Source organism: Sporolactobacillus putidus, from assembly GCF_014647035.1.
GTDB classification, from domain to species: Bacteria; Bacillota; Bacilli; order Bacillales; family Sporolactobacillaceae; genus Sporolactobacillus; species Sporolactobacillus putidus.
Genome location: NZ_BMOK01000002.1, coordinates 368,454 through 395,381 on the forward strand (window position 1 = coordinate 368,454; position 26,928 = coordinate 395,381).

Annotated in this window: 23 protein-coding genes and 1 riboswitch; of the genes, 6 read left to right on the forward strand and 17 right to left on the reverse strand. The window is 49.3% G+C overall.

The features are described 5' to 3' along the window. Positions 1-17 precede the first annotated feature (17 nt). The 5 genes from IEX81_RS03965 to menB form a co-directional block, all read right to left on the reverse strand. Positions 18-458: a peptidylprolyl isomerase gene (locus tag IEX81_RS03965; RefSeq protein ID WP_188801759.1), complete on the reverse strand. Its 441-nt coding sequence runs from the start codon at positions 456-458 to the stop codon at positions 18-20. A 104-nt stretch (positions 459-562) separates the two neighbouring features. After that, the gene (locus IEX81_RS03970) at positions 563-1,216 is read right to left on the reverse strand and encodes a phosphatase PAP2 family protein (protein WP_229727454.1); all 654 of its coding nucleotides are present in this window, start codon (positions 1,214-1,216) and stop codon (positions 563-565) included. A 138-nt stretch (positions 1,217-1,354) separates the two neighbouring features. Then, a complete protein-coding gene (locus IEX81_RS03975) occupies positions 1,355-1,672 on the reverse strand; it encodes a hypothetical protein (protein ID WP_188801760.1) in 318 nt (105 codons plus the stop codon). 68 nt (positions 1,673-1,740) lie between these two features. Further along, complete coding sequence (locus tag IEX81_RS03980; protein WP_188801797.1) at positions 1,741-3,240, reverse strand: o-succinylbenzoate--CoA ligase; 1,500 nt, start codon at positions 3,238-3,240, stop codon at positions 1,741-1,743. A gap of 139 nt (positions 3,241-3,379) precedes the next feature. Continuing rightward, positions 3,380-4,201 carry a 1,4-dihydroxy-2-naphthoyl-CoA synthase gene (menB, locus tag IEX81_RS03985; RefSeq protein WP_188801761.1) on the reverse strand — a complete coding sequence of 274 codons (822 nt, stop codon included), beginning with the start codon at positions 4,199-4,201 and terminating at the stop codon, positions 3,380-3,382. A gap of 297 nt (positions 4,202-4,498) precedes the next feature. Here menB and fabL point away from each other — a divergent pair, with 297 nt between their 5' ends. Next, positions 4,499-5,254, forward strand: coding sequence for an enoyl-[acyl-carrier-protein] reductase FabL (gene fabL, locus IEX81_RS03990; protein ID WP_188801762.1), 756 nt, complete (start codon positions 4,499-4,501; stop codon positions 5,252-5,254). 137 nt (positions 5,255-5,391) lie between these two features. On the opposite strand, the gene IEX81_RS03995 is transcribed toward fabL, so the two are convergent. Continuing rightward, complete coding sequence (locus tag IEX81_RS03995) at positions 5,392-5,946, reverse strand: superoxide dismutase family protein (RefSeq protein ID WP_188801763.1); 555 nt, start codon at positions 5,944-5,946, stop codon at positions 5,392-5,394. Positions 5,947-6,080: 134 nt separating this feature from the next. After that, complete coding sequence (locus IEX81_RS04000; protein WP_188801764.1) at positions 6,081-6,584, reverse strand: NUDIX hydrolase; 504 nt, start codon at positions 6,582-6,584, stop codon at positions 6,081-6,083. 197 nt (positions 6,585-6,781) lie between these two features. Here IEX81_RS04000 and IEX81_RS04005 point away from each other — a divergent pair, with 197 nt between their 5' ends. From IEX81_RS04005 to IEX81_RS04015, 3 genes are all read left to right on the forward strand, one after another. After that, complete coding sequence (locus tag IEX81_RS04005; RefSeq protein WP_188801765.1) at positions 6,782-7,063, forward strand: YdbC family protein; 282 nt, start codon at positions 6,782-6,784, stop codon at positions 7,061-7,063. Positions 7,064-7,408: 345 nt separating this feature from the next. Continuing rightward, the gene (locus tag IEX81_RS04010) at positions 7,409-8,323 is read left to right on the forward strand and encodes a 1,4-dihydroxy-2-naphthoate polyprenyltransferase (RefSeq protein ID WP_188801766.1); all 915 of its coding nucleotides are present in this window, start codon (positions 7,409-7,411) and stop codon (positions 8,321-8,323) included. 135 nt (positions 8,324-8,458) lie between these two features. Beyond that, positions 8,459-8,587, forward strand: a riboswitch (FMN riboswitch). Between the two features lie 231 nt (positions 8,588-8,818). Beyond that, positions 8,819-9,424: an ECF transporter S component gene (locus IEX81_RS04015; protein WP_188801767.1), complete on the forward strand. Its 606-nt coding sequence runs from the start codon at positions 8,819-8,821 to the stop codon at positions 9,422-9,424. 188 nt (positions 9,425-9,612) lie between these two features. Here the strand turns inward: IEX81_RS04015 and IEX81_RS04020 are convergent, their stop codons facing one another. Continuing rightward, complete coding sequence (locus IEX81_RS04020; RefSeq protein ID WP_188801768.1) at positions 9,613-10,128, reverse strand: acyl-CoA thioesterase; 516 nt, start codon at positions 10,126-10,128, stop codon at positions 9,613-9,615. A 372-nt stretch (positions 10,129-10,500) separates the two neighbouring features. Between IEX81_RS04020 and IEX81_RS04025 the strand changes: the two genes are divergently transcribed. Continuing rightward, entirely contained in the window at positions 10,501-11,433 is a 933-nt protein-coding gene (locus IEX81_RS04025; protein ID WP_188801769.1) for a 3D domain-containing protein, read from the forward strand. 252 nt (positions 11,434-11,685) lie between these two features. Here IEX81_RS04025 and IEX81_RS04030 read toward each other — a convergent pair whose 3' ends face one another. The 3 genes from IEX81_RS04030 to lplA form a co-directional block, all read right to left on the reverse strand. Then, complete coding sequence (locus tag IEX81_RS04030; protein ID WP_188801770.1) at positions 11,686-12,786, reverse strand: D-alanine--D-alanine ligase; 1,101 nt, start codon at positions 12,784-12,786, stop codon at positions 11,686-11,688. Positions 12,787-13,175: 389 nt separating this feature from the next. After that, a complete protein-coding gene (locus tag IEX81_RS04035) occupies positions 13,176-14,435 on the reverse strand; it encodes a M48 family metallopeptidase (protein WP_229727455.1) in 1,260 nt (419 codons plus the stop codon). A gap of 217 nt (positions 14,436-14,652) precedes the next feature. Further along, positions 14,653-15,642 carry a lipoate--protein ligase gene (gene lplA, locus IEX81_RS04040; RefSeq protein ID WP_188801799.1) on the reverse strand — a complete coding sequence of 330 codons (990 nt, stop codon included), beginning with the start codon at positions 15,640-15,642 and terminating at the stop codon, positions 14,653-14,655. Positions 15,643-15,924: 282 nt separating this feature from the next. On the opposite strand from lplA, the gene IEX81_RS04045 reads away from it, so the two are divergent. Then, entirely contained in the window at positions 15,925-16,575 is a 651-nt protein-coding gene (locus IEX81_RS04045) for a histidine phosphatase family protein (protein ID WP_188801771.1), read from the forward strand. 95 nt (positions 16,576-16,670) lie between these two features. On the opposite strand, the gene IEX81_RS04050 is transcribed toward IEX81_RS04045, so the two are convergent. The 6 genes from IEX81_RS04050 to bcaP form a co-directional block, all read right to left on the reverse strand. Beyond that, a complete protein-coding gene (locus IEX81_RS04050) occupies positions 16,671-19,211 on the reverse strand; it encodes a YhgE/Pip domain-containing protein (protein ID WP_188801772.1) in 2,541 nt (846 codons plus the stop codon). A 129-nt stretch (positions 19,212-19,340) separates the two neighbouring features. Beyond that, the gene (locus IEX81_RS04055; RefSeq protein ID WP_188801773.1) at positions 19,341-19,913 is read right to left on the reverse strand and encodes a TetR/AcrR family transcriptional regulator; all 573 of its coding nucleotides are present in this window, start codon (positions 19,911-19,913) and stop codon (positions 19,341-19,343) included. 642 nt (positions 19,914-20,555) lie between these two features. Further along, on the reverse strand, positions 20,556-21,485 hold the full coding sequence (hemH, locus tag IEX81_RS04060) for a ferrochelatase (RefSeq protein WP_188801774.1): 930 nt from the start codon (positions 21,483-21,485) through the stop codon (positions 20,556-20,558). Beyond that, the gene (hemE, locus tag IEX81_RS04065; RefSeq protein ID WP_188801800.1) at positions 21,475-22,536 is read right to left on the reverse strand and encodes a uroporphyrinogen decarboxylase; all 1,062 of its coding nucleotides are present in this window, start codon (positions 22,534-22,536) and stop codon (positions 21,475-21,477) included. Before hemE ends, hemH begins: the two co-directional genes overlap by 11 nt. 221 nt (positions 22,537-22,757) lie before the next feature. Continuing rightward, positions 22,758-24,917: a transglycosylase domain-containing protein gene (locus IEX81_RS04070; protein ID WP_188801775.1), complete on the reverse strand. Its 2,160-nt coding sequence runs from the start codon at positions 24,915-24,917 to the stop codon at positions 22,758-22,760. Positions 24,918-25,131: 214 nt separating this feature from the next. Further along, complete coding sequence (gene bcaP / locus IEX81_RS04075; RefSeq protein ID WP_188801776.1) at positions 25,132-26,550, reverse strand: branched-chain amino acid transporter BcaP; 1,419 nt, start codon at positions 26,548-26,550, stop codon at positions 25,132-25,134. Between the last annotated feature and the right edge of the window lie 378 nt (positions 26,551-26,928).

The following is a 26,928-nucleotide window of genomic DNA, read 5'->3' on the forward strand; positions in this document are numbered from 1 at the left end:
ACCCCCTTATTCTGAAACTACGCTTCTTCCCAAACCCTGACTTCCGACATCACATCTCCGTTTTTCATAGCCAGAACAGTCTCAAGACCGCTCGTCACCTGGCCAAAAACCGTATGTACGCCGTCCAGATGCGGCTGCGGCGCGTGAACGATAAAAAACTGGCAGCTGCCCGTGTCTCTGCCCGCGTGAGCCATCGACAGCGCACCTGCGACATGCTGACGCGGATTTCCATCTGTTTCGCACTTTATGGTATACCCGGCACTGCCCATCCCGGTTCCCGTCGGATCGCCTCCCTGGCTGACGAATCCGGGAATCACCCGGTGAAAAGTCAATCCGTCGTAGAAACCGGAGTTGGCCAGTTTCTCAAAATTGGCGACGGTATTCGGTGCATCCTCTGGGAAAAAAACGAGTTCAATTTTCTTGCCGCTGTCCATGAGTATATATCCTTTTTTTTCCATAAAAACAGTCTCCCTCATATCTGATTCTCGACCTTATTCTATCATATAAGCTATAGTTCTACGATGATTAAGATATGCACCGTTTCCCTTGATTGGACCGGTGGCTAGCGAATCCTTCCGCGCTCTCCCGGGAGGTGAATAATAAGCTGTACAAGCGCGCATGCTGCGACAACGGCAGCCCCTGCACAATAGCCGGCGAGAATATCGCTGAAGTAGTGAACGCGCAGAAAAGGCCTGCTGAAGCCGATCAAAAGAATCATTGCGAGACACAGTGCAGTCCAAAACATCTTCAGGCGCCCGGACCTGATGAGCGGAACAATCAGCAGGATCAGGAGTCCGTACACAGAAACCGCATTCATCGCATGGCCGCTCGGAAAACTGTATCCGGATTCCGCAACCAGGTGCGGGAAGGGCGGCCGGTTCCTCATGATCCAGTTTTTGAGGATGTCGTTCAGTGTCCGCTCTGCAAGATAGGCAGCCGGTAAAATGATTGAGGACGAATAGCGTTTCTTAAACAGCAGAAAAGCCGTACAGATTGCAACGATAGGGATCAGCACCCGGCTGGCTCCGAAATCGGTCAATTTTGCAAAAAAAGCGATCATCGGAGCCGATCGAATCGGATCGAGAGACCGGACCCATTCGTCGTCCGCCTGCTGGACGGCAGGCATGCGGACCGCAAGAACGAGGATCAGAAATAAAATCACCGACAGCAACATAATAAAAAGCCATCCCGACACGGATTGCCGTCTGCTTTTCAATAGACTTCTGCCCCCCCTCTTCAATTTTGAGTTTTCCCGCAGATACGCGTGCCGTCCCGGTGTCCCACCCTAAAGCTGAACAGGGAAGGCCCGACATATCCGGAAACGACAAAAGCATGAATGAATCAACCGCTTCACTCATGCTTTTTCGTTTTTCATCGCGATTTTTGCCTTATAAAAATTTTCCTGTGTCAGAATAACGGATTTTTTTACGCTTTGCGTCGCTTTCTGAACCTTTTCCCTTTTCTTGAAAAAGTCAAGCTGAATGGCGGAGAGATTCTGAGTCAGCTGATACTTTTCCTTAGCAATTTTCTCCGATTGCTCCCGTATTTTCTCGGCTGTTTTCGCTATTTTTCCCATCGATCCGTTCATTTGTTTTGCTGTTTTCGCCGATGACGCAATGAATAGAGCAATCGACGCAACAACAAGCACCAGGCTGAAATAAACGATAATCATCCTCTTCGCCTCTTTCATCTTTTCTTCTAATTAAAAGAACAATCTCAGCTTATCATACCCAATGTTCTTTAAAAATCATTTCTGGGGGCAAAAGTTTTCGGGAGAAAATCGACGAGCTTTCTTCTCAGGAGCTTTCGGGATGCGTTCCTCGGCAGCCGTTCCAGAGGCTGAATCCGGACAGGAAGCTTATATCCGGCAAGCCTTCTGCGGCAGTAATTCAAAAGTTCTTTCTCTGAAAAAACCAATCCCTTTTTTATGACGACAAAGGCATAAGGAACCTCTCCCCACGTCTCATCCGCAACACCGATGACTCCGGCTTCTTCAACTGCGGGATGGCCGAGGAGTGTCGATTCGACCTCAGCCGGATACACATTTTCGCCACCCGAAATAATTAAATCCTGACGTCTGTCGAGGATATATAAAAAGCCTTCCTGATCCAGATAACCGATATCCCCGGTATACAGCCAGCCGCCTTTTATTGCCCGCTCCGTCGCGTCTCTACGGCCCCAGTATCCAGGGGTCACATTCAGACCTCTGACAATAATCTCGCCAGGCTGATTCGGACGCATAGCCTTCCCATCCGTGACGATACGAATTTCAGCGGGAAACAAGGGTTTCCCGGCCGATCCGATTTTCGTAAACATGTATTCCGGCGGCAGGGTGGCGGTCTGCGAAGCCGTTTCCGTTAATCCGTATGTCTGGAAAACCGGGATTCTCTTTTCTTTGCAGCGGTTCAGCAGCGGAAGCGGAGCTGGGCCGCCGCCGAGCAGCATGCAGCGAAATGTCCCGGGATAGCCTTCCGCTCCGGCGTCGTCCAGCATTCGCCGCAGCATATTGGCAACCACCGACATCATCGTTACGCCGTTCGCACAGATCTGCCGATTCGCCGCATGAGGATTAAATTTTCCGGACAACACAACGGTCATGCCGTAAATCACATTTTTCATTAAAATGGAGAGCCCGCTGACATGAAAAAGAGGGACGCAGCAGAGCCATTTATCATCTTCCCTCAGGCCCAGATTGAGCACCGAGCCGGCGGCGCTCCACCAGTGATTCCCATAGGTCAGCACCACGCCTTTCGGATGGCCTGTTGTTCCGGATGTATAAATGATTGTGCAGGGCTTGTTTAAATCAAATGCGCTGTTTAACCCGCAAGACGTTTTCGGCTGATCGTGAACTTCCGCCATCGTCAGCAGCGTGCATGGCGTTCTATCGACAATCATTTGAGCAAGAGGAAGAAAAGCCTGATCGCAAATCAGCCACCTTGCCCCGCAGTCGCGCAGTTGCCACGCCGCTTCTTCCGGGCTCAGCCGATTGTTCAGGGGAACGCTGACCGCCCCCGCGCCGCTTATCGCGTGGTAAAACCCAACAAGTTCCAGGCTGCTTTCACTTAAAAGAGCGACTTTGTCATTTTCCCGGACGCCGATCGACCGAAGCTCCCGGGCAATATCCGTTACCATCTGGAAAAGCGTACGGAAGCTGACTGTTTCCCGATCCGTCTCAAACGCCGTACGGTCCGGAGTAAGCTCTGCCCGCCGCATCAGCCAGTTCGGCATGATCGTTTCCATCATCAATTCCCCTCCTTGCCGGGAAGTTCAAAAGGTCTGAAAAAGCCGGGCCGCACATCGCGCCCGGTCGGCTGCAGAAAAAACGGCTTTCTTTTTTTAGGAAAAAGCCGTTTTTTAGAACAGATCAAAATCCGCAAGTTCATGGAAATTTCGGGAACTTGCTGAAGTCCGGATCGCGCTTTTCTTTGAAGGCGTCCCGTCCTTCCTTAGCTTCATCCGTCGTGTAATAGAGCAGCGTCGCGTCTCCGCCCAGTTGCTGCAGGCCGGCGAGCCCATCCGTATCGGCATTGAAAGAGGCCTTTAGGAAGCGGAGCGCCGTTGCGCTCTTCGAAAGCATTTCTTTCGCCCATTGGACGGTCTCCTCTTCCAGATTTTCAAGCGGCACGACCGTATTGACAAGCCCCATATCCAGAGCCTGCTGCGCATTGTACTGCCGGCAGAGATACCAGATCTCACGCGCCTTCTTGTGGCCGACTATCCGTGCCAGATAACCGGCGCCATAGCCGGCGTCAAAACTTCCGACTTTCGGGCCGGTCTGCCCAAAGACGGCATTATCCGCAGCGATGGTCAGATCGCAGACGACCTGCAAGACATTGCCGCCGCCGATGGCATAGCCTGCCACCATCGCGATTACCGGTTTCGGCATCACTCGGATCAAGTGCTGCAGATCAAGCACATTCAGGCGCGGAATATTATCGCTTCCGACATAACCGCCGTTTCCCCGCACTTTTTGATCACCGCCTGAGCAGAACGCCTTTGTTCCGGCACCTGTCAGAATCACGACACCGATATTTGCGTCGTCGCGCGCTCTCGAAAATGCGTCAATCATTTCCATGACCGTTTTCGGTGTGAATGCGTTGCGGACATGAGGGCGGTTTATCGTTATTTTAGCAATGCCTTCATAAGTTTCAAAAATAATTTCGTCATAAGGCCTGACAGTCTTCCATTCAAAAGACGACATGGATAAACGCTTCCTTTCAATTATCTTAAGGTTTCTTACACCAGATGTTAGAAAAAACAGCCGGGGATTCCTGCACAGCCTGTCTCACGGTCCAGCTCATTAATTGGGCCGTAATCGTGACCGTTCATCGTGAGCACACGCTTTATTTTACCATATGCGAATGATTTCTGAAGGTATTTTTGCTTTCGTCCGTGATCCCACGTTCACTCTAAACATGATCGCGCCCTGGGTTCTTGCCGCTTTTTTACAGACTCTGCTATACTGAAGTGAGCTGGAAATGGTACAGGAGGCTTGGGAATGAATAAGAAGGTTGCTTTGGTTACGGGCGGCACCCGCGGTATCGGGAAAGCCATCGCTGAAAAATTCGCGCAGAACGGATACGACCTCGTTCTGAACTACGCGCGCAAAAGTACGAATGCTGAAGAGACAAAACGTGCAATCGAGAGCCGGTATGGCGTCACCGTAAAAATTGTAAAAGCCAATATCGGTGAGCTGGAGCAAATGAATCATCTGTTCGATACCACCGAAGAAACGTTTGGAAGACTGGATGTCTTTATAAACAACGCGGCATCCGGCGTGCAGCGTCCGGTCATGGATATTCAGGAAAAACATTGGGACTGGACACAGGATATTAATGCAAAAGCCTATTTATTTGCGGCACAGAGAGCAGCCAAGCTGATGAATAAAACGGGCGGGGGGCATATCGTCGCGCTCTCAAGCCTCGGAGCGGTCCGGGCCCTGCCCAATTACGTCGTGGTCGGCGTATCTAAAGCGGCTGTCGAAGCCATCACGCGTTATCTCGCTGTTGAGCTTGCGCCTATGAAAATCACGGTGAATACAGTTTCCGGAGGCGCTGTCGATACCGATGCCCTGAAGCATTTCCCGAACCGCGAAGAATTGCTTGAACAAGCTGCGAAGCGCAATCCTGCAGGACGTATTGTCGAACCGGAAGATTTGGCCGAGGCTGTTTATTTCCTCTGTACCCCGCAGGCGTTCATGATCCGCGGACAGACGATTACAGTAGACGGCGGTCTGTCGCTGCTCGCAGAATAAAGCAATCCTTTATTTGCTCGCCAAACCATATTTTGTACTTTCTTACCTTTTAAAAAATGAAGGAGCATTCGCTCCTTCATTTTTTCTCAATTGAAAAGGCTCACGGTCCCGCTGAACTACGCGTCTCTTTCAGACTGTCACTTTATTACACCGCAAAGAACGTGTTCCCCGGCGTTGCCGGACGGGTCCGTTTGCTGATCGTCGCCGGTTTCATGAATAACCAGAGCGGAGCCGTCCGCATCTCTGAGAGAATTCTTCTTGCCTTCTTCAAGCGTTATTCGTGGATTGAATAGGACGGTTTTGACCCTCCCGTGACTGTCGGCAAAAATGTTCGGCATATCACCGGCATGCGGGCCGAGCGAATTTTTCAACCCATGCTGTTTGTGATCCGGATTAAAATGGCCGCCTGCAGACATAAAATCGGGCGGCGTGCAGCTGCCGGCCTCATGAAAATGGATTGCGTGAATCCCCGGTCTGAGTCCCTCAGCCTGGAGCGCAATACTGACCCCTTTTTCTGTTTCGGTAAGAACGGCTTCGCCGAGTTCTTCACCCTTTCCATCAATGAGCGGCACAATAAGTCTCTGACTTGGATTTCCTTTCGCACTCGCCTCATGCCCCCAATGGGTTTCATAGATCAGAGCGGCGAGGACAAGAAGGGCACAATATAAATAGAAAAATTTGCTGAAATTCACCTTAATCAACCTCCCGCACCTATCATGTGCAGTTTCGGCCTTTCTACTCGGCGGTTCCGGGACATACCGACCGCTCCGGCATGTGCCGATGGAAGTGCTGCCGAGGCAAGGTGTAAAATGAAGCACGAACCGCTTTAAAAACTGAAGGGAGCAGCCGTCTCAGGCAGGGGCCTGATTTCAGAACGGATCACGGCATCGCCGCTGAAGGTGCAATGGTAGTCCGCCGGCCTGATCCGCCCAATATCAAGCACGTCCTTCATAAAATAGCGCAAGGTCGGAACCGTCCCAAAGTTTTTTTCTGAAAGCAGCCATGTTTCTTTTTTCCAGTCGAGGATACCTTCCCTCGTTCTTTTCGGGGTTTTCATTTCATCTTTTTGCTCGATATCGGCTACAAAGACATACATTCCCTGTGCCTCTTCTTCATCCGGATTCCAAGTCACCATTCCGCGATAAATAGGTTGGATTATCTTTAAACCGGTCTCTTCCCGGACTTCACGGATCACGCACTCATTGGGTGTCTCCCCCGCCTCCAGCTTTCCGCCGACGCCGTTCCAGGCTCCCTGCCATGGTGATTTTTCCCGGTTGATCATTAAAATTTCATCATTGTATCTGATAAATGCAAGCGTATAGCGAAGCATACCTCTCCCCCATTCATCTCACCCAGGCTTTTTTTGCATGCCGGATACTCGACACTGCTTCATCGTAATTATAGCAAAATTGTGACACCAATTGGTTTTTCTGTACTGTTTTACAGTAAATATATTGACAGATCATTTGTTCGTGTTTACACTGATATCAGAACATTTGTTCAAAACAAATAATAGAGGTGATTATTATGGCAGAAACAAATTCAGAAGTCCATTTCAGCATTATCCAGCATTTTGGTGTACTGGCCACGGAATCCACCGGCTGGACTAAAGAGCTGAACCTAGTGAGCTGGAATGATCGCGATGCGAAATACGACATCAGGAGCTGGGCACCCGACAAGAAAAAAATGGGACGGGGCATTACCCTTACCGGCGTCGAATGCAATGCGCTCCGAACGTTGCTGAACACGCGTTTTCCCCAACCCCCCCGCACTTCCCAGGAAAATATCCCTCCTGCCGTTAATTCGTAAAACCTTTTTTCCCAATTCCGTTTGTAAAGCAAAATGGTACTTGTTCCCATCCGGATTCCCGCTCCCTTTATCCCAAATACTCCTAGCATCTCTTCTTTTTAACATTTGCGGTCTTTCGGCATCGGAGTTTATGAAACTGTTCCCAGCGCCTGTTTCTTTTCATTGAGAGTTTAACCGGCGTCAACGCTCCGAATGTTGACACTTCAGGCTGATTTTCATAAACTGAAAAGAGAAATCTTGTCGATTTGTTGTCGAAAGTCAGTTTATTGGGGCAGGTTTTCTATAAATCTCTTAATCTATGCCGTCTACCTGCCGGATTAATTTTTTACTGGGAGAGATTGGAAAATGGGCGAACGAATTCCGGAAAAAAATACGGGTTTCAAAAAATGGTGGAACATGATGCGTCCGCATACGCTTACGGCTTCCTTTGTTCCCGTTACATTGGGAACCGCTCTCGCGCTGCCATCAGGGAAACTGAATGTTCTGCTCTTCATCGCCATGCTTGTCGCATCGATGCTGATACAGATTGCAACCAACCTGTTCAATGAGTATTTTGATTTCAAAAGAGGCCTCGACACCGAAGAATCTGTGGGAATCGGAGGAAGTATCGTCCGGGATGGGGTTCGTCCGAAAACGATTCTGAATTTGGCCCTTTCCTTATGCTTTGCTGCCATGTTAATCGGGGTATACATCTGCCTTGAAAGCAGCTGGTGGATCGCTGCCGTCGGAACGGTCTGCATTCTGACCGGGTATCTGTATTCAGGCGGTCCCTATCCGATCGCCTACACCCCTTTCGGGGAACTTGTTTCCGGCCTGTTCATGGGTGTTTTTATCATCTGGATTTCTTTCTTTATTCAGACGGAAACGCTGACATTGAATTGTATCCTTATTTCGATCCCAATCGGCATTCTGGTTGGCGGGATTAATATGGCGAACAATATCCGCGATCTGACCGGCGACAAGGAGAAAGGGCGGCGGACACTGCCCATCTTGCTTGGGCGGCCGAAAGCGATCAATTTGCTGGCTTCGCTCTTTGCTTTTTCCTATCTTTGGATTATCGGCCTCATGGTTTTCCATGTTGAATCCGCCTGGGTTCTGATCGTATTTGCGAGTCTTCCCAAGGCGATCCAGGCTACGAGGCTTTTCCATGGCAGAAACAAGTCTATCCAGCTGATGCCGGCGATGAAAGCAACCGCACAAATGCAGACTTTGTTCGGGTTCCTTCTCTCCCTTGGATTAGTGCTTGATCATTTTATCTGAATGATACTTTTATGAGCGTGCTACCTTAGAGGGCGCGTTCTTTTTAATGGTCAGCATCCCGAGGCCATTTTCCTTGAGCGAAAGTCTTGCCGAACCTTACAAAAAAATGTATGATATGGCTGTCAAATAAATACAAGATTCCTTCAGGGCAGGGTGAAATTCCCGACCGGCGGTAATGGAGCTTATTTCAGAGTCCGCGAGCCGAAAGGCTGATCCGGTGAGATGCCGGAGCCGACAGTAAAGTCTGGATGGGAGAAGGATGATGCGCCGACGTATTTTCGCGTTCTGCCTGAGCATTTTCTCGTATAACGCCGTTTTTTCATCATGATCGGCGACCTTACGTTTTGTTAAAAAGCCCAAAGGAAAAAAATCCTTTGGGCTTTTTTGTTTCACGTTTCAACCGAGTTAAGGTGCAGCCGGACAATCCGAGAAAAAACCGAAACGGAATGCGCAACACACCGTCCCCCAATCATAAAAATACGGGGTGATATGATCATGAGTCGAGTATCATTAAAGAAAATGGTTTCGATTGCTCTATTATCTACTATTGGTTTCCTGATTATGTTAATTGCTTTTCCAATCCCCCTGCTGCCGGGATTTCTGACTATGGACTTCAGCGATATTCCGGCATTGATCGGTGCGCTTCTTCTTGGACCGGGTGCCGGAGTGGCCATCGAGGCGATTAAAAACATTCTTCATATTTTGCTGATGGGTTCATTGACCGTCGTTCCTGTTGGAGAATTAGCCAACTTTTCGGCGGGATCGATACTGACCCTCGTTTCCTGGTATTTTTACCACAAAAAACCGTCGGCCGCGTCACTCGCAATCGGAATGGCTATCGGAACCTTGATCATGACAGCGATCATGTCGATTGCCAATTACTACGTCATTTTTCCGAGTTACGCCCTCTTCCTTGGATTCAGTGTGAATATGGCCGTTTCTCAGGCCCAGGCCGTAAATCACAGCATTCACAGCCTGCTGACACTGATCGTTTACAGTATTATGCCGTTCAACATCGTTAAAGGAGCTGCTCTGACTCTCCTGATGATCCCGGTCTATGCACGCCTCAGAAATTATCTGCAGAAACGCAGTGCCGCCTGATTGAATCGTTCCGCCGTTTTTTTAAAAACAGCCGCAGACAGATGATCCTGTCTGCGGCTGTTTTTATTAAGTCTTCAGATCGTTCGATAATGATCCACAGGTGAAAAAATTTCCGGCAGCCAGCGCTGCAGCTCCGCGTAACAGTCCCTATGGTGCCATTAGTCGTGATCACAGCGCCGACACATGTTTCAACGCTCCCAAGGTTTATTCAACGTCAGCTTGGAAGCGAAGTTCCTCGTTTCGAGCCTTCTGTCCCGACGATGAAGATACCGTTTTTCCGCACTGTTGTACAGCATCTTTTCTTCTTCACTTTCAGGAATCACCTTAGGCACCGGAACAGCTTTGCCGTCTTCGCCAATCGCAACGAAAGTCAGGAAAGAAGTCGTGCACAGCTTGCGTTCCCCTGTCTTCAGATCCTCTGTAATAATCTTCACGAAGACCTCCATGGACGTATGGTGTGTCCAGGTGACAATGGCCTCGAGGCAAACTGATGACCCCGTATTGATCGGGTACAGAAAATCTACGGAATCGATGGAAGCTGTGACAACTAATTGGCGGGCGTGACGGGTCGCCGCGACCGCCCCGATGTTATCCACATACATCATCAGCTTGCCGCCGAAAAACGTCCCATGGTTGTTCGTATCGTTCGGCATAACGTGCACAGACGTAACCGAACGTGATTCATTGACTTTTTTTTCTTTCATTTCTGGTTCTCCTCCTGATCGCCCGGTCTGATCCCATGCCAGCCGTAAATGATTTCCAAGATGAATAATAAAGCAAGTCGATGTTAACCCAAAGTTTGAAAATATTCAACATATTAATCAGAATAATCCTCTTTTCAAGAAAAAAAAGTTCGTACGCACCTGACAAGAAAGTGTAAGCTATGGGAAACTTTACATAAAAAAAACAGCAAAAATCCATCGAAACAATCTTGACAAATTCATAAGACAGTATCTCATTGTTACAAAACTGTAATCTTGCTTAAACACGGATGAGATATTCAACGCTTACAATTACCAATGGATGTGAATCATTGCCTTTCAGACATGGTTTGCACAATTAAGGAGGTTACATTTATGAATATCATTAAAAGGCTGACGGCGGTGACCAGCCTCACGGTGTGCATCGGTGTCCTGGCACCAACGACCATCGTATTGGCCAAGACGAGCAGTACAAATGATAGTCACACGATGAAAACCGAAAGTTCCGGATCAGCAGCTGTAGGATTTGCCGTAAAGGTTCCTCAGAAGCAATCAGACAGAATTGACATCAATGGTATACTCGGAAACAATTCGCTCCGCGAAGGGGACAGAAATCCTTCCGTCGCCAAGCTTCAAGAAGAGCTGAAACAACTTGGCTATTATCATGGCGAGATAAACGGAGTATTCGGAGATCTAACACTTAAAGCAGTTGACACCTTTCAGGCAGATCATAGTCTATCAGGCAGCGGTGTGGCGGATTCTGAGACGACGGCTTTGCTTTACAATGTCTCTTACCATCAGGCCCAGCTAAAGGCAGCGCAGGCCAAAGCCGCTGAGATGGCACAGCAGGAAAAAATGGCGGCTGAAGAAAAGGCCCGCCAGGCTGCCGAGCAGGCGGCCAGTGAGCAGCGTCAGGCGCCGCCGGCTCCGGCGGCATCCCCAGCACCGACGGCACCTCAGAATCCGACAGTCCAAACTGTGACCTACACGCCAAATACTGTGGCACAGCCGGCTCCGGCTCCGGCGCCAACGGGCAACACACTGACAGTCGTCGCCACAGGCTATGCGCTTAATGGCATAACGGCAACCGGCATGGATCTGGGCAGCAATCCGGGCGCGAAAGTCATTGCCGTCGATCCTTCCGTCATCCCTCTCGGTTCCAAAGTCGTTATACCGGGCTATGGCACATACATCGCAGCAGATACAGGAGGAAGCATTAGCGGTAATCGGATTGACATACATTTCCAGACAAAAGACGCGGCGCTCGCTTTTGGGGTGAGAACCCTGACGGTTACCGTTATTCATTGACCGCACGGTTAAAAACCATCGATGAACACAATCGTTCATCGATGGTTTTTTTATATTCATATACCGCTTATCATGACTTCGAAGCACGTCTGTTTTTTGAGGATATACGTATGCCGGCGAAAGAACACCCCGCCGGCATGCCGTGCCTATTCAAGTTTGCGTATCAGGCTCTGAACGATAAGCAAAAGATTTTTCTATCCGGTCTTTTCAACGTTTTAAAACAACCGTCCTAATTTTCTGTCCACACGCATTTTATTTATCAATCCGATACTGGATTTTCTGCTTTTCATTGTATTTTTCAATGCCGAGACTGATCAGCTTTTCAATCAAATCACGGTAGGAAATCCCGGTATGCTGCCACAGCAGGGGGAACATGCTGAATTGGGTAAAGCCCGGCATCGTGTTCACCTCATTCAGGATGACACGATTGTCCCCTTCCCGTACAAAAACATCAACCCTGGCAAGGCCGGACAGATTCAGTGCGGTAAAAGCTTTTTTCGCAACGTCTTCCAGTTCTGCCCTGACTTTTTCCGGCAGATCGGCCGGAATAATCAGTGTGCTCTTTCCTTCCTGGTACTTCGACTGGTAGTCATAGAAATCCGCGTCACCGGTCTTGATTTCTCCTGGGACGGAAACCGAGAGCTTGTGATTGCCGATTACGCCGATTTCCACTTCGCGCCCGTTGACTTTTTCTTCGACAATCACTTTTGTATCAAACCGGAAAGCCTTAGTGATCGCGGCGGAAAGATCGGTTTCACTGAGGCACTGGCTGATGCCGACACTGGATCCGCAATTGGCGGGTTTCACAAAACACGGATAACCGATCAAGTTTTTGACCTGAAGAATGACCGACGGAGCATCGTTTTCCCAATCGAAACGGGGCACAGACAAATAGTTGGGTCCCTGTATTCCATGCGCCGTAAACACATCCTTCATCAGCACTTTATCCATGCCGACACTGGATCCCGAGACGCCGGAACCGACATACGCGATGTTCAGCAATTCAAAGAGTCCCTGTACCGTTCCGTCTTCACCGTTAGGCCCGTGCAGCAGCGGAAACACGATATCGGGCCTGTTATTGACAGCAGAAGGTGCGGAAGGAGCCAGCCAGTGCTCTGCGCGCGTTTCGAGAGCCCTGTCTTCCTTAAGCAGCAGCTGATCCTTATAGTCCAGCTTCTTCTTAATCTCGGGGCCTGCGATCCACTGTCCGTCCTGCTGAATATAGACGGGAAGCACTCTATATTTTTCCAGATCCATAGCGTTTATTACCGAATAAGCAGTTAAGAGCGAAATTTCATATTCCGTTGATCTGCCGCCGTAAAGCACGGCGACTGTTTTTTTTTCACTTGTCATCCTGATTTCCTCAATTCTCTTTCTTTTTCTTTTTGCTTAGTTATGTTAAAACTCAATGTTGATTGAGCGGAAGGTGGCGGACTCCTGCGGGAACAGCGAGGGGGCAAGACCCACAGCGAAGTACCCGAGCGAGGAGGCTCACGGATTGCCCGCGGAAAGCGAGCGCATGGGGCGAAAATCAACAGATATGTTTAACAGAGCCCTTTGCTCAAAAACTTCCGGACAAAAATTCGGCGGCACGACGTTCTTTATGTTCCGGTACGAATCAGCCGTCTTTTTTAGTTTAGCACAAATGGGCAGGGTGGGAAGACTTCTTTAAGAAGAAAAAAAAGGCAAAAATTTTTGACCGCGCGATCATTTTCCGGTTCGCTCATCCCGCCTCGAATCACTCATTTTTTCAACTTCACATGCTCCAGAAAGTTAATCCGGTCGAGCATGGTCGGATGATCATACTGCACGAATTTTACCAGTGCCGGAGGATTAATTTCGCCAAGACTTGCCGCCGAAATCTTTTGAAATGAGGAAATCGCCGCTTTTCGATTTTGCGTCATTTGAATGGCGTAGACATCGGCCGCATGCTCGAATTGACGCGAAACGGCGTTCTGAACTGGTTCGCCGGCGAAAGAAAGGAACGAAAACAGCAGCAAGACAAGGGGCAGTGCCGCCAAATCGCCCGGATGCGCAAGATTCAGGCTTGGACCCCAGCGCTGAACGGTCCAAAGGAGACCTTTAGCGGCAAGAAAAAGACCGATGAATAGCCCGGCCAGCGCGGCAACGGTTCCCCAGATAATATGATGCATCACATAATGGCCCATTTCATGAGCCATGATAAACAGCACCTCGGGCCGGCTGAGCCTCTGAACGGTCGTGTCCCAGAGAACAATCCTCAGATGAGAGCCAACTCCGTTAACATAGGCGTTCATCGCATTTGTCTGGCTGGACATATCCACTTCAAAAACATTGTTCGCCGGAATTCCCGCACTCGATGCAAGATGAAGAATCTCGCTTTTCAGTTCGCCGTCCTGCAAACTTTGAAAATGATTATAAAGCGGATCGATCACAACCGGCTGCAGGTAGAGGATAAACACGATAAAGGGTACGGACAGAAGCCAGACCGGCAGCCACCAGCTTCGCGGGTTTCTGCGGATAAAAAAGAAAACAGCGGTAAGTGTGATGAACGAAATCAGGCCATCGACCGCGAAAGTAATGCCCTGATTCTTGATCCAGTCCGAAAAATGCTGAACAGAGATCCCGTAATGAAGGGACAGCTGGTATTCGGCGAAATTTATCGGGAAAAAGACGGCGGCGGAAATCAGCGACAACACCGCAAAGCAAACAAATATCCGAACAAGAAATAGTGAGGACAGCTGCTCCGAACGCCGTCTCAGCCATTGTGAAAAACCCGAAATCAGCACAAACAGATAAACAGCCCATTCAAGCGGAATGGAAGCAAAAGACAAGAAATGACGCCAGGCATTGTAATCTGCGCTTTCGGCAAGCTGACGCCCGGTCATGAACTGTGAGGGATCAGCCGGGGTTCCTTTGATGCCGGGCGGAAGACCGGATTTCGACCAGACAAAGAAATAGCCGGCCATAATCACAATATAAATGAAGTAAAATACAATAAAGCCCCAGGCAGCTTTTCTCAAAAGGAATCCTCCTTTTCAACCATACAAAGATTCAGCCGCCCTCAGGCGCTGACGGACCGGCTATTCTTAATTTAGTTTTCCACCCCTGAATTTAGAACAAGCACTCTTTTTTAAAAGCTATGTCCAAAAACCGGACTTTTTTCTTTTGGTGCACGGCCCCCCCTCCACGGCAGTGCGCACCGACTGCCACGCAAAAAAGCGCCGGTCTCTTGGATTGTCAGAACATCAGAGAAATCAATTCATCAAACCCGATTTTGCCGAAATACTGATGGACATCGATTGTCTTCAACTGATCGGCAACAGCGTCTTTTTCGTATTTGACGCCGGTCAGGAGACGCTCAACTTCGTTCACATCTCCCGTGCCAAAGAAATCCCCGAAGATCGTGATATGGTCAATGTATCCTTTTTTGACAACGAGACGGACATCCACCCGGCCTCCTGAAAAGCGTTTGGCCTTTCTGACATTGAATGCCGGCGACTTTCCGAATACCCAGTCCCAGTTCCGATAGCGATTTTTCGCGAGGGAGATAATTTGGATCCAGTCTTCATCCGTGATGGTGTATTCCGGTATCTTATCGTCGCCTTCAAATAGGTAATGCAGAAGCGTTTCCCGGAATTGCCGGATATCCATATCTTCTCTCAGATGCTCGCGAATATTGGTTACTCGGCTGCGTACCGATTTTATCCCTTTCGATTCATATTTTTCAGCATCCGGATTTAATGCAAGCGAGACATTGTCCAGATTCACGTCAAAAAGGAGAGTGCCATGGCTGAATATTCGGCCTTTCGTTACGAATTGCGCGTTTCCGGATATTTTCTTCCCGCCCACGGTCAGGTCGTTTCGACCTTCAAGCCTAGCATCGACACCGAGATGTTTCAGCGCCCGGATGACCGGTTCGGTAAACTTGCGGTAGTTATTGAAACTGTCACCGTCGTCCCTGGCTATGAAGCTGAAACTGAGATTGCCGGGATCATTATAGACTGCCCCGCCGCCGGACAGGCGACGGGTCACGGTGACGTCATGAGAACGAATATAATCCATATTTACCTCTTCAACCGTGTTCTGATTGCGCCCGACGATCACGGTCGGCGTCATCCGGTAAAACATCAAATAAGTCTCATCTCTGTCCAAATGAGTCAGCGCAAATTCCTCAAGTGCGAAATTCAGGGTCTGATCAAGAATATCGCGATTATTAATGTATTTCATCATTCTGTCCCCTTCCTAACGGCCAGGCATCACTCTTTTTCTTCTATAATCTTAAAACGGTTCCACCATTTCGTCTAGGACGACGTCCGATCAGCGGCATTGGCCTGACTGAATCTCTGTTTTGCTGAAAGTCTCTTTGCAAACGGAATGATGCCGGATCAATCAGTTCTTTGCAAGAAAACCATTTTTACGCTAAGCTAAACACGTTGATTGTTTTCTATCCGTTTTTTCCATAAAAACAAGAAAAAATGTTCATCATGATCATTGTCTGGAGGATGAAAAATGAAAACGATTTATCTCGTCAGGCATGGACGAACGCTTTTCAACGAATTGAATAAGGTACAGGGGTGCTCCGATTCACCGCTCACTGAAACGGGAGAGCGCCGGGCCGCCGAATTAGGCGCCGTTTTTAAGAAAGAAGGCATCACCTTTGACGCCGCATTCACGAGCGATCTCGGGAGAGCAAGACAAACGGCGAAAATCGTTTTGTCACACTCGGCAAGTCCCGATGCTCCCCTGGTTGAAACAGCCGACCTGAGAGAAGTCAGTTTCGGTATGTTCGAAGGGGGCCCGAACGATCTGATGTGGCGGCGGGCAAGCGAGGCAATGGAGAATCTTGTGATCACCGGAGATTCACCGGATGAATTAAAAATTCAAGGTTTAGATGCACTAAAAAAGCTGGATACCGTAGGTCTTGCGGAAAATTATGATGACGTCGGAAATCGAATCAACAGAGTTCTGGATCTGTTTGCCGGCTCAGAAGAGTCCAGCCTTCTCGCCGTCAGCCACGGCCTGTTCATCAACTGCCTGATCTATTCTCTCTCAAATCGGGAAAGCCATGTTTCATACATCCCGAATACGAGCGTTACAAAACTCGTGTACGATAATGGTACGTTTACCATCAGCTACATTGGACAGATTGAAAATCTTTAATCTATCAGCCGATTTAAGCCGAAAGCCATGCAAAAAAGCCGCCAGACGGGTCATTTTGAACCCATCAGGCGGCTTTTTTCTGAACCATTTCAGCTTTAGGATTCAGCGGTAACATCCTGATGCGGGACGGCCGGCTTCGGCGCCCTGTTGTTCAGATGGAATTTAATCGTGAAGCTGATCATGCTCAGCACAAGAGCCAGTGCCAGAAATCCGGTCAGAACAAGTGCGTTCTGCGCGAGCATGGCCTGCTGGTGGCCGTCAATGATATTTCTGAAACCGGCAACACTGTAGGTCATCGGGAGGACTTGCCCAACAGGCTGAATCAGACTCGGAATCAGCTGGACAGCATACGCTCCTCCACAGGTGACCAGCTGCAGGATCAGCATGATCAACGCGATGAAGCGGCCGATATTGTCAAACGTCCCGGCAAGAAAGACGATGATCGCCATAAACGTCACACTGGCCAGCATGGTAAATCCGACGAATGTCCACGGGGCTGACACGCTGAGCCCAAGCCCCTTAAGGACTGCAAAATCGACAAGAAGCGAATTGCCGATACCCATGATCACGGTGATGAAAAATTTGCTCAGTGCAATGGCCGCTCCGTTTGTGGAAAGACCGGCCGGCCGGCCGAGGTCATATACGATCGTCAGCAGCAATGCACCGATAAAAAGCCCGAGAGAGATGAAATAAGGTGCAAAGCCTGATCCGAATGTGCTGACCGACTGATGCGTGCCGTCAATCGCCGTAACCGGCTGTGAAAATTTAACGGCATGCGCGTTATTCGTCGGCGTGCCGGCCAACTGCTGATGGGCGCCAGCCAGACTGCCGCTCAGCTTCGCATTTCCGTCAGAAATTTTCTGAGCCCCGGCGGACAGTTTTCCGGTACCCGATTGCAACTGTGCTGTTCCGCCGGCTAATTGCCCGGCACCGCTTGCCAGAGATTTAGCGCCATTTGCCAAAGTGCCCGTACTGCCGGCCAGTGTCGACGCCCCACTTGCCAAGCCGGCAGAGTTGCTGTTCAGCTGATTTAATCCGCCGTTTAACGTCTGGGCACCCTGAGCGGCCTGATTGATACTTGAAATAATAAACGGAATACCGTTGCTTCCAGCCAGCTGAGCCGTTCCGCCGGCCAGCTGCCCGGCAGCCGATTCAAGCGTCTGGCCTGTTTTCGGATCTTTTTGCTGCAGGCTGACCGCAATACCGCCCTTAATTTGTGAAGCCGTATTTGCGGCCGTTTCCTGCGCGACTTGCTGAGCTGTCGCAAAGGCAGTTTGTCCTATGGTATTTTCCGCCGAACTCTGTAAGCTTCCTGCAATTGTTGGCGTACTGCTTGAAATGGCGCTGTTAATGGTTGAAACAGTCTGACCCGCGACTCCGGCGGATAATTGATTCAACTGTGACTTTGTTTGCGGATCAGCCAAAATTCCCTGAGCGAGAGCATTTGCCTGTACTGGCGTCAAAGTAGGGTTAGCCTTTTGAATGGCTGCCACGAGCAATGGTTCCAGGTTTGTCGGTAAACTTGAATTTAAAGACTGACTGATTGAACCCTGCGATTGTGTCACAGATTGAGTGATACCTGCAACAATCCCGTTTGCAGCAGTTTCTGATTGACCTTTAAGATCACCCGCTTGCGCGACAGCGTTATTTTCAATAGCTGTCTGGCTGTTCACAACCTGCTGCTTTGCCGCTTCCCCGATCGCAGCCGGATTAATGGAGCCGTTGATCTGTTCCGGCAATCCTTGAATCATCGAATAAAATTCCTGCATACCGCTGTTCAGGCTGCTGATATTTGTACCCAGGTTCTGCTGACGGATACCGTTATTCAACTGGTTCAGGCCCGATGATAATTGAGTGGCCCCCGGCGCAATCTGGCTGCTCACGGCACCCGTATACTGCTGAACTCCGGCATTTAAAGCTTTGGCCCCGTTATTCAGATCGGAAGCGCCGCTCGCGAGTTTCCCTGATCCGTCAGTAAACTGATTCACACCGTCCATCAGATGCTTAAAACCGTTTTTTAATTGATTCAGAGCATCGACTTCCTGACTGCTGCCCTTCGCAAGATTCTTCGATCCCTTTGCAGCATCGCTCAGACCGTGTGAAAGCTTATCCAGCTGGAAATACATGGACTGAGCATACAATTTTGTGATTTGAGCCGACACACCCGATTTCAGCTCAGTCAGCCCGGTCCCGGCCATTTTTGAAGCGACAAAATTATAATCGGCATTGACCTTGTAGTACAGGTTGGCCGGTTTAACGACTTGATCTGTCAGTGTCATGGCATTTTTTGAAAAATTCTCCGGTATGCGGACAACCATGAAGTAGCGATTGTTATTAAACCCGTCATTCGCCTTCTGATCGCTGACAAATTGCCAGTCGAAATTATTGTTTTTTTTCAGTCCCGCCACCAGATCATTGCCTGCATTCAGGCGCTTTCCGTCAATGGTTGTACCCTGATCCTGATTAACGACGGCAACGGGCAGATGCCCGGTCATCCCGTAAGCATTCCAGAATGCGTAGAGAAACATTCCCGCATAAAGAAGCGGGATGCACATGACAGCGAGCATAAAAATAATATTTTTTGGCTTACTGACAATGGCCTTTCCTTCTTCCCAGATTAAATGAAAAACATTCATGAAGCGAAACACCCTTTTCTTTGCACCCATAAACTTTTAACCGGCACATTCATTTTATATGTCTGAAGTCAGTCGTAATGACCATATTAGTCATTTGGTCATTTTGTGCCATAAAAAAGCATCGGACAATTATTTTCTTAATCCTTTCACCAAATAGAGATCAAACAGGTCTGCAATCTCCTCGCTTGTCAGAGAGTCGTGCCGCTGCTCCCAGTCAAAGACGAGCGCAATATACAGTTTCAGAATGACAAAAGAGGTGATCTTTGCGTCGCAAGGCTGAATTTCTCCCTTTAGAACCGCATCCTTCACAAAGCCTTCAAGAAAGAGCAGAATCGCGTCTTCCACATTGGCGAGCGCCTGTTTCGCCTGCATCGTGCCGATTTCTTTGATTTCCTGCGTCAGTTTGATAGTCAGCTGGTGTTCCTTGCGCAATTCCAGCACATTGTACAGTGCCCGGTGGAGGTTGGTGAAGAAGCTGTCCTCAGGATGAATCGCGTTCAGCGCTACTTTTTTAAGCTTCTGGATAAACTGATTCATAATCGCATAAAACAATTCCTCCTTATTCTTATAAAAAGTGTAAATTGTCCCCTTGCCGACATTGGCCACACGGGCCACGAGATCCATTGTCGTAGCCTTGTAGCCGAAAGACGCGAAAGTTCTTTCCGCTGCTTCGGCAATGCTCTCTTTGCGATCGACAACCATTTTTATCACCGATTTCTGACCGAATGAACAAATCAGTCATTTAGTATTACGTACGTATCTTAACATCATAATAAAGAGCCTGCAAGATAAAAGCACAAATTCGTCAGGCCCTCAACATCAGATTTTTATTTTTGCCGAAAGTCGGCGTTTCTCCCCGACTATGTTCCGCAAGAATTCAAAATAAGGAAGGCGAAATTCCGTGATCAGGAAGAGAATCGCCCCGTCTTGGGTTAATCGCCCTGAAAGAAAAGCTATTCGCCCTATAGCAGCGCACTTTCGCCCCAATAAGGTCGCGAATCGCCTTGTTCAGGTGGAGAATCGCCCCGCCTGGAGCTAATCGCCCTGAAAGAAGAAGTAATCGCCCTACGGCAGCGAGCTTTCGCCCCAATAAGGTCGCGAATCGCCCTGTTCAGGCGGAGAATCGCCCCGCCTTGAGTTAATCGCCCTGAAAGAAAAGCTATTCGCCCTATAGCAGCGCACTTTCGCCCCAATAAGGTCGCGAATCGCCCTGTTCAGGCGGAGAATCGCCCCGCCTTGAGTTAATCGCCCTGAAAGAAAAGCTATTCGCCCTATAGCAGCGCACTTTCGCCCCAATAAGGTCGCGAATCGCCTTGTTCAGGCGGAGAATCGCCCCGCCTTGAGTTAATCTAAGGCCTTGAGCACTGCGGACGCGAGTGCATCGATAAAGAGCGGATCGGTATCAGGCATCTGCGGGCGATGATATGTTCCGCCGAACGATTCGACGAGCTGCCGGCATTCCTGATCATTATCATAGAGCACCTCCAGATGTTCGGACACGAAACCGATCGGGCAGAATATGAAATGTTTATATACCTGCGTTTCTCCCAGTTTCCGGACGACATTCAGCACATCCGGTCCGAGCCAAGGGTCGCGCGTCTTGCCCGCACTCTGCCATGCCCGGACATAGTGAATGATCCCCGCTTCCTTTGCCACCGATTCCGCTGTTTCCGCGACTTGATCAGGATACGGATCGCCGTTTTTCAGAATTTTCTCAGGCAGACTATGCGCCGAAAAAATAACGATACTCTGATCCTGTTCGGGCTTCGGGATCAACGCCAGGGTCTGCTGAATCTGCTTTGTCCAGAAACGAATGAAATCCGCTTCCCTGTACCAGCTCTCAATAGGCAGGATCTTCGGGCCGCCCGACTTTTCTGCAGCGGCACGAGCCCTGTCAGCATAGGACTGAACACTGAAACGTGAGTAGTGAGGCGCAAGCACAAGCGCAACGGCACGGTCGATACCATCATTGTGAATCCGCTTTACCGTGTCTTCAATAAACGGATGTATGTATTTCAGTCCAAGATACGTTTTAAAAGTCAGACCCTTCCGTCGCACGTTCAGCCTGCTCTCTAGAGCCAGAGCCTGCTGCCGCGTCAGTTCCGCTAGCGGAGATGATCCGCCGATACGCTCATAGCGCCGGGTCAGATCGGCAATCTGCTCGTCGCTTGGCCGTCTTCCGTGACGGATGGCCGTATAATAAGGCACGATGTCCTCTTTTTGATAGGGCGTGCCGTAAGCCATGACGAGCAGACCAACTGTCTCATTTTCCATTCTTTTGCACCAGCTTTTTCAGGTTTTGGGAATAATCGTGCACGAAATCCGTTAAGGCTTTTAATGTTTGCTCCCGGACTTCCGGAAAAACGCCATGGCCGAGATTGAAAATGAATCCGTTTTTTCCGTCTGATTCATCAAGAATTTTCTTCGCACGTTCTTTTAACACGGACCAGGGAGCAAGCAGCAACGAGGGATCCAGATTGCCCTGAAGGGCCTTGTCCGCCCCCTGTCTGCGCGCGTCTGCAAGCGATGTGCGCCAGTCGATGGAAAGCACATCGGCCGGCAGTTTGGCCCACTCTTTCAGAAGATGTCCCGCTCCCGCTCCAAAATAGATGCTTACCGCTCCGGTATTTTTAAGTTCCGTAAAAATTTTAACCATCGTTGGCGCTATATAAGTCCGATAATCTTCCTCTCCGAGAGCGCCGACCCATGAATCAAACACCTGAACAGCCTGAGCGCCTGCCTCAATCTGCGCCTTCAGATAAGTGACGGTCAGCCCGGAAAGATAATCCATCAGCACGTTCCAGTCCCCGGGCTGTGTGTACATAAACGCTTTTGTCCGGTGATAATTTTTCGACGGACCGCCTTCCACCAGATAACTGGCCAGTGTAAAAGGCGCTCCCGCAAATCCGATCAGCGGAACTTGAAGCTGCTGATGAAGCAAATTGACCGTGTCAAGGACATAGGGCACATCACTGCGGGGGTCCAGCTCGCCAAGACGGGCCAGATCCTTTCCTGACTTTACCGGGTGTTCAATGACCGGCCCCACTCCCTCAACGATTTCCACGCCGAGTCCTCTCGCTTTGAGCGGCGTCATAATGTCCGCAAACAAGATGGCCGCGTCCACGCCCAGTTTGTCAACAGGAAGACGTGTGACCTTCGCGCAGACATCCGGGTTCCGGCTGATGTCAAAAAACGAGTACTTTTCGCGGACCGCCCGGTATTCCTCCTGGTAGCGTCCCGCCTGGCGCATATACCAGACCGGCGTGTAGGGGACGTCCTCATGTCTGCAGGCTTTCAGAAATATATCATTAAACAATTTGTCCAATCCCTTTCGGAGGGTGCCCCTTGGCTTTTTCACTCAGCCCTTTTTCTGGCTAAAGTAAAAACGAGACAGATGGCACCCGCAAGTCTACGTTTTATTTAAAGAAACGGTTACGGATCATCTCCGCAAGTCTCCCGGCACCCTTTCGTTTTTTCGGGCACTATTCTATTTTACGGGATAAAATGACAAAATTCATCCCTAATTCCTGAAAATCATCCATCCTCTCACAAATGCGAGAACCAGTTTACATCAACCTTGGGCGAAGGTACGCCCTGCTGATTGGTCTGGGGATTATAAGGAATCACGAAATAGGTAGCTGTGGCCGTCGGATTGACAAAATCGATCTGATACTGATTTTTCCCTGTGACTTCCCCTTTAAGTGTCCTGACCCCGTTCTGTTCCTCAAAAATCTGGTAAACAATCCGCTTGTCAGGTGCAGAGTTCCAGGTCAGTTTCAATGCCGGCATGGCAAATTTTCCGAGCGTTCCCTGCACACTTAAATCGGTCACCTGTGCCAGCCGGATCGGCTGATCAAGATCGGAAACGTCCGGCGGTTTGACAAATGCGAGTCGCGATTCACCCGGGACATTATTGAGCACCGATTTGAACAAGCGCACGGCATCATCGCTTGAGCCCGAAAGAAACTGATTGGCGCTCGTCTGATCGTATCCAATCCAGACAGATCCGACAACATCCGGCGTATAGCCGACAAACCAGGCGTCTCTCAGGCCGTATTTTGTGTAGGCCGTCGAACCGGTTTTCCCGGCAAGCGCCGCATCGGTATAGCCCGCCTGAGCCGTTCCGTTCTTTACAACAGACTGGAGCATCCGTGTCATGTACCAGGCGGTTTGGGCTGAAAAGACTTTCGTTTTCTTCGGCTGCGCATCGCCAACCTGATGACCGTTGGAATCATAGATAGCCTGAATGAAATACGGCGTCGTTTTCTCACCCTGATTATCGAATGCCGTATAGGCCGCCGCCATTTGAAGCGGCGACACGCCCTGCTGCAAACCGCCGAGGGCGATCGCCAGTCCGTTGTCCGGCAGATTGAATCCCAGTTTGGACAGATACGCCTTACTCCGGGTGATTCCGATCTGATCTAGCAGCCAGACCGCCGGGGCATTTTGCGAGACCGTGACTGCGTCATACATAGACATCTGTCCGGTATAAACACCGTTATAATTTTTTGGCGCGTAATTGTCGTAATTATTATAGACGACCTGTTTGTCCTGGAGCATGGAAAAAGGCTGATAATTCCCCGAATCAAGCGCCGGTCCGTACACGGCGAGCGGCTTGAACGACGATCCCGGCTGCCTTAAAACGTTCACCCGGTTGTAGCCGCCGCTGACGTAGTCTCTCCCGCCCTGAACGGCGAGAACCCCGCCATCCTTACTCATAAGCACAAAGGCACCTTGAGGCGAGACAGTTGGATTCGTGCCGCGAAAATAGCCGTTGTTATTAAAGGCCGTGTAGGATGCCTCCTGCGCCTGAATATTGATCGGAACAACGATTTTATAGCCGCCGCGCATGAGTTCATCGTTTCCGATATGGTAGCGCTGCTGGGCTTCATCCTTAACCATGTCGATATACGTATTATACTCCGGATGGGTCTGGATTTTCGTCACGTTAAGCCCCAGTGTCCTTCCTTTCAGCCGGACGACCTGCTCCGCCGAGAGATATCCGTTTTTTTGCATGAGATCCAGCACAAGATTGCGCCTTTGAAGCGCAAGATCCGGATGGAAAATCGGCGAATAGCCATTGGGTCCCTTTGGAAGAGCGGCGAGCAGAGCGCCCTCGTCCTCGGTCAGCTGGCTGACATCTTTATTAAAGAAAAACTTCGAAGCCATCTCGATACCATAAATGCCGTTGCCGAAATAAAGTTGGTTCAGATACATCTCGAGAATCTGATTTTTGCTGTACTTCCGTTCCAGGCTGACAGCGATTGCCGCTTCTTTTAGTTTCCGGAGCCACGTCTTGTCATTTGATAAATAGGCATTCCGTGCAAGCTGCTGCGTTATCGTGCTGCCGCCTTCAGCCTTCTGGCCCGATAAAATATCCGTTACAGCGGCGCGCAGCGTTCCGCGAAGATCAATTCCGGAATTTTGATAAAAACGGGTGTCCTCCGTAGCTATGAAAGCATTCTGGACATACTTCGGCACCTTCTTTAAAGAAACGGGGTCCCGGTTCTCTGCATATAATTTTGAAATTTCATGCCCCTGTTCATCAACAATGACCGATGTCCGGCTCATCACCAGACTTTGATCATCAGTCAAATAGTTGCCGATAAGGAGAATTATAAAAAAGACTAGCAGCCCGACGATCGCCGCACCTAAGATAAAGTAGGCGGCCATAAACAATCGGTTATACAACCTGGTCTTATCCATTGAATCATTTCTCCTTCACAACATCTTGTGCGTACCATACCAACTATATTATTTGCTCTTACTAAGTGAACTATCTCTTTACACCTTACCAAAAAAAATGAAGGACTCAAGCAGATTACAAAAATTTTTGACAGGATAGGACAAAAAGCGGCCTTCTTCCGCAACGCTGAGGAAGAAGACCGCTGATTTTAATGTTTGATTTAGTGCTTCTGTGTTAAGACGCCGAAGAAGACTTTTCTGATTCAAGTGCCTTCCCAAGTAAGCTGTGGTGCCGGCTGTACGCGAAGTAGACAACCATGCCGATCGCGAACCAGACGACAAAACGAAGCAGAGTAGCCGGCTGAAGATGAATGATCAGATAGCCGCAGGAAAGGACAGCCAGCGGAACGACAACAGGAACCCAAGGTGTCTTGAACGATCTTTTCAGATCCGGTTTCTTCACGCGAAGAACCCAGATGCCAATTGAAACAATGATAAATGCAAACAACGTTCCGATATTCGCCAGTTCGGCAACAATCCCGATCGGGAGGAAGCCGGCGGTAATCATCGTTACAACAGCAACAAGTACGGTTGAAGTCACCGGTGTTTTGCGTTCTTCGCTGACCTTGCCGAATACTTTAGGAATGAGACCATCGCGGGCCATCGCGAAGAAGATACGGGTCTGTCCGTAAGTGATAACGAGCAGTACCGAAGTGATCCCGCAAATGGCGCCGACAGAAACAAGCGCCGACCCCCAGTTAATGCCAATCTGCTGAAGCGCATAGGCAACAGGAGCCGATGTGTGGGCAAAGGCGGTATACTTGACAACGCCAGTGAGAATCAATGAAACGACAATGTACAATGCTGTACAGATCAGGAGTGAATACAGAATACCTCTTGGCAGGTTTTTCTGAGGATTCTTTGTTTCTTCAGCCGCCGTTGATACGGCATCAAATCCAATGTAGGCGAAGAAAATAACGGCCGCGCCCGAAACGACACCGTTGAAGCCGAAAGGCATGAACGGCACCCAGTTCGCCGGTTTGACATGCCAAACGGCGAGAACGATGAACAGAGCGATGACTACTAATTTGATAATAACAATCGTGCCGTTCAAATTCGATGTCTGCCGCACGCCTGAGATCAGCAGCCAGGAAATAAGAGCGATAATAAGCATTGCCGGAAGATTGACGACACCCCCGTCAAGCGGCGCTAATGTAAAGGCCTTTGGAAGAGTCAGGCCCATGCTTTGCAGCAGGGTGACGGCATATCCAGACCAGCCGATAGCAACCGCGCTGATCGCAACGGCATATTCAAGAATCAGATCCCAGCCAATGATCCATGCCCAAATTTCTCCAAGAGCAGCGTAGCTGTATGTATACGCGCTACCTGCAACCGGAACCGACGCCGAAAATTCTGCATAGCACAGAGCGGCGAAGAAGCAGGCCAATCCTGATAGGATGAATGATATGACAAGTGCAGGTCCAGAATAGGTGGCTGCCGCGACACCGGTTAAAACAAAAATACCTGTTCCGATTACGGCTCCGATTCCGAGCAAGGTCAGGTCAAACGCCCCCAACGCCTTCTTCAGGCCCTGCTTGCCTTCTGTTTCGGCAATCAGGCTTGCAATCGGCTTTGTTTTAAAAATGTTGCTCATATAAAATGCCTCCTGCTTTTAAAATAGTATAAATAGTGTAAAAAATTAATGTAATAAAACATTACATTCAATAGAATCCATTATACTCATTATTCTCAAATATTCAATACACTCAGACTAATCCGTCACCGCATTCCCCTTCAGATTTTTTATAAGACAGCGAATAATAGCGTATTCATAAATAAAAATATTTTATTATTTTTCGGATCAATAAAATGTTGGCTTTCATGACATTAAATTGTCAGATGGAAGGACAAACCAAATGAAAGAAATTTTTATGAAAATTTCTGTTTATTCATTATTAGTAAGTTGTCTGTATGAGTAAAATATTTGTAGGCAAATTACCTTCCTGTCCATACCGTTAACGGCAACTGCCGT

Coding starts and splice junctions, on each gene's coding strand:
- IEX81_RS03965 (WP_188801759.1), bottom strand. CDS start 458: ATGGAAAAAAAAGGATATATACTCATGGACAGCGGCAAGAAAATTGAA.
- IEX81_RS03975 (WP_188801760.1), bottom strand. CDS start 1,672: ATGATTATCGTTTATTTCAGCCTGGTGCTTGTTGTTGCGTCGATTGCT.
- IEX81_RS03980 (WP_188801797.1), bottom strand. CDS start 3,240: ATGGAAACGATCATGCCGAACTGGCTGATGCGGCGGGCAGAGCTTACT.
- menB (WP_188801761.1), bottom strand. CDS start 4,201: ATGTCGTCTTTTGAATGGAAGACTGTCAGGCCTTATGACGAAATTATT.
- fabL (WP_188801762.1), top strand. CDS start 4,499: ATGAATAAGAAGGTTGCTTTGGTTACGGGCGGCACCCGCGGTATCGGG.
- IEX81_RS04000 (WP_188801764.1), bottom strand. CDS start 6,584: ATGCTTCGCTATACGCTTGCATTTATCAGATACAATGATGAAATTTTA.
- IEX81_RS04005 (WP_188801765.1), top strand. CDS start 6,782: ATGGCAGAAACAAATTCAGAAGTCCATTTCAGCATTATCCAGCATTTT.
- IEX81_RS04010 (WP_188801766.1), top strand. CDS start 7,409: ATGGGCGAACGAATTCCGGAAAAAAATACGGGTTTCAAAAAATGGTGG.
- IEX81_RS04015 (WP_188801767.1), top strand. CDS start 8,819: ATGAGTCGAGTATCATTAAAGAAAATGGTTTCGATTGCTCTATTATCT.
- IEX81_RS04020 (WP_188801768.1), bottom strand. CDS start 10,128: ATGAAAGAAAAAAAAGTCAATGAATCACGTTCGGTTACGTCTGTGCAC.
- IEX81_RS04025 (WP_188801769.1), top strand. CDS start 10,501: ATGAATATCATTAAAAGGCTGACGGCGGTGACCAGCCTCACGGTGTGC.
- IEX81_RS04030 (WP_188801770.1), bottom strand. CDS start 12,786: ATGACAAGTGAAAAAAAAACAGTCGCCGTGCTTTACGGCGGCAGATCA.
- lplA (WP_188801799.1), bottom strand. CDS start 15,642: ATGAAATACATTAATAATCGCGATATTCTTGATCAGACCCTGAATTTC.
- IEX81_RS04045 (WP_188801771.1), top strand. CDS start 15,925: ATGAAAACGATTTATCTCGTCAGGCATGGACGAACGCTTTTCAACGAA.
- IEX81_RS04050 (WP_188801772.1), bottom strand. CDS start 19,211: ATGAATGTTTTTCATTTAATCTGGGAAGAAGGAAAGGCCATTGTCAGT.
- IEX81_RS04055 (WP_188801773.1), bottom strand. CDS start 19,913: ATGGTTGTCGATCGCAAAGAGAGCATTGCCGAAGCAGCGGAAAGAACT.
- hemH (WP_188801774.1), bottom strand. CDS start 21,485: ATGGAAAATGAGACAGTTGGTCTGCTCGTCATGGCTTACGGCACGCCC.
- IEX81_RS04070 (WP_188801775.1), bottom strand. CDS start 24,917: ATGGATAAGACCAGGTTGTATAACCGATTGTTTATGGCCGCCTACTTT.
- bcaP (WP_188801776.1), bottom strand. CDS start 26,550: ATGAGCAACATTTTTAAAACAAAGCCGATTGCAAGCCTGATTGCCGAA.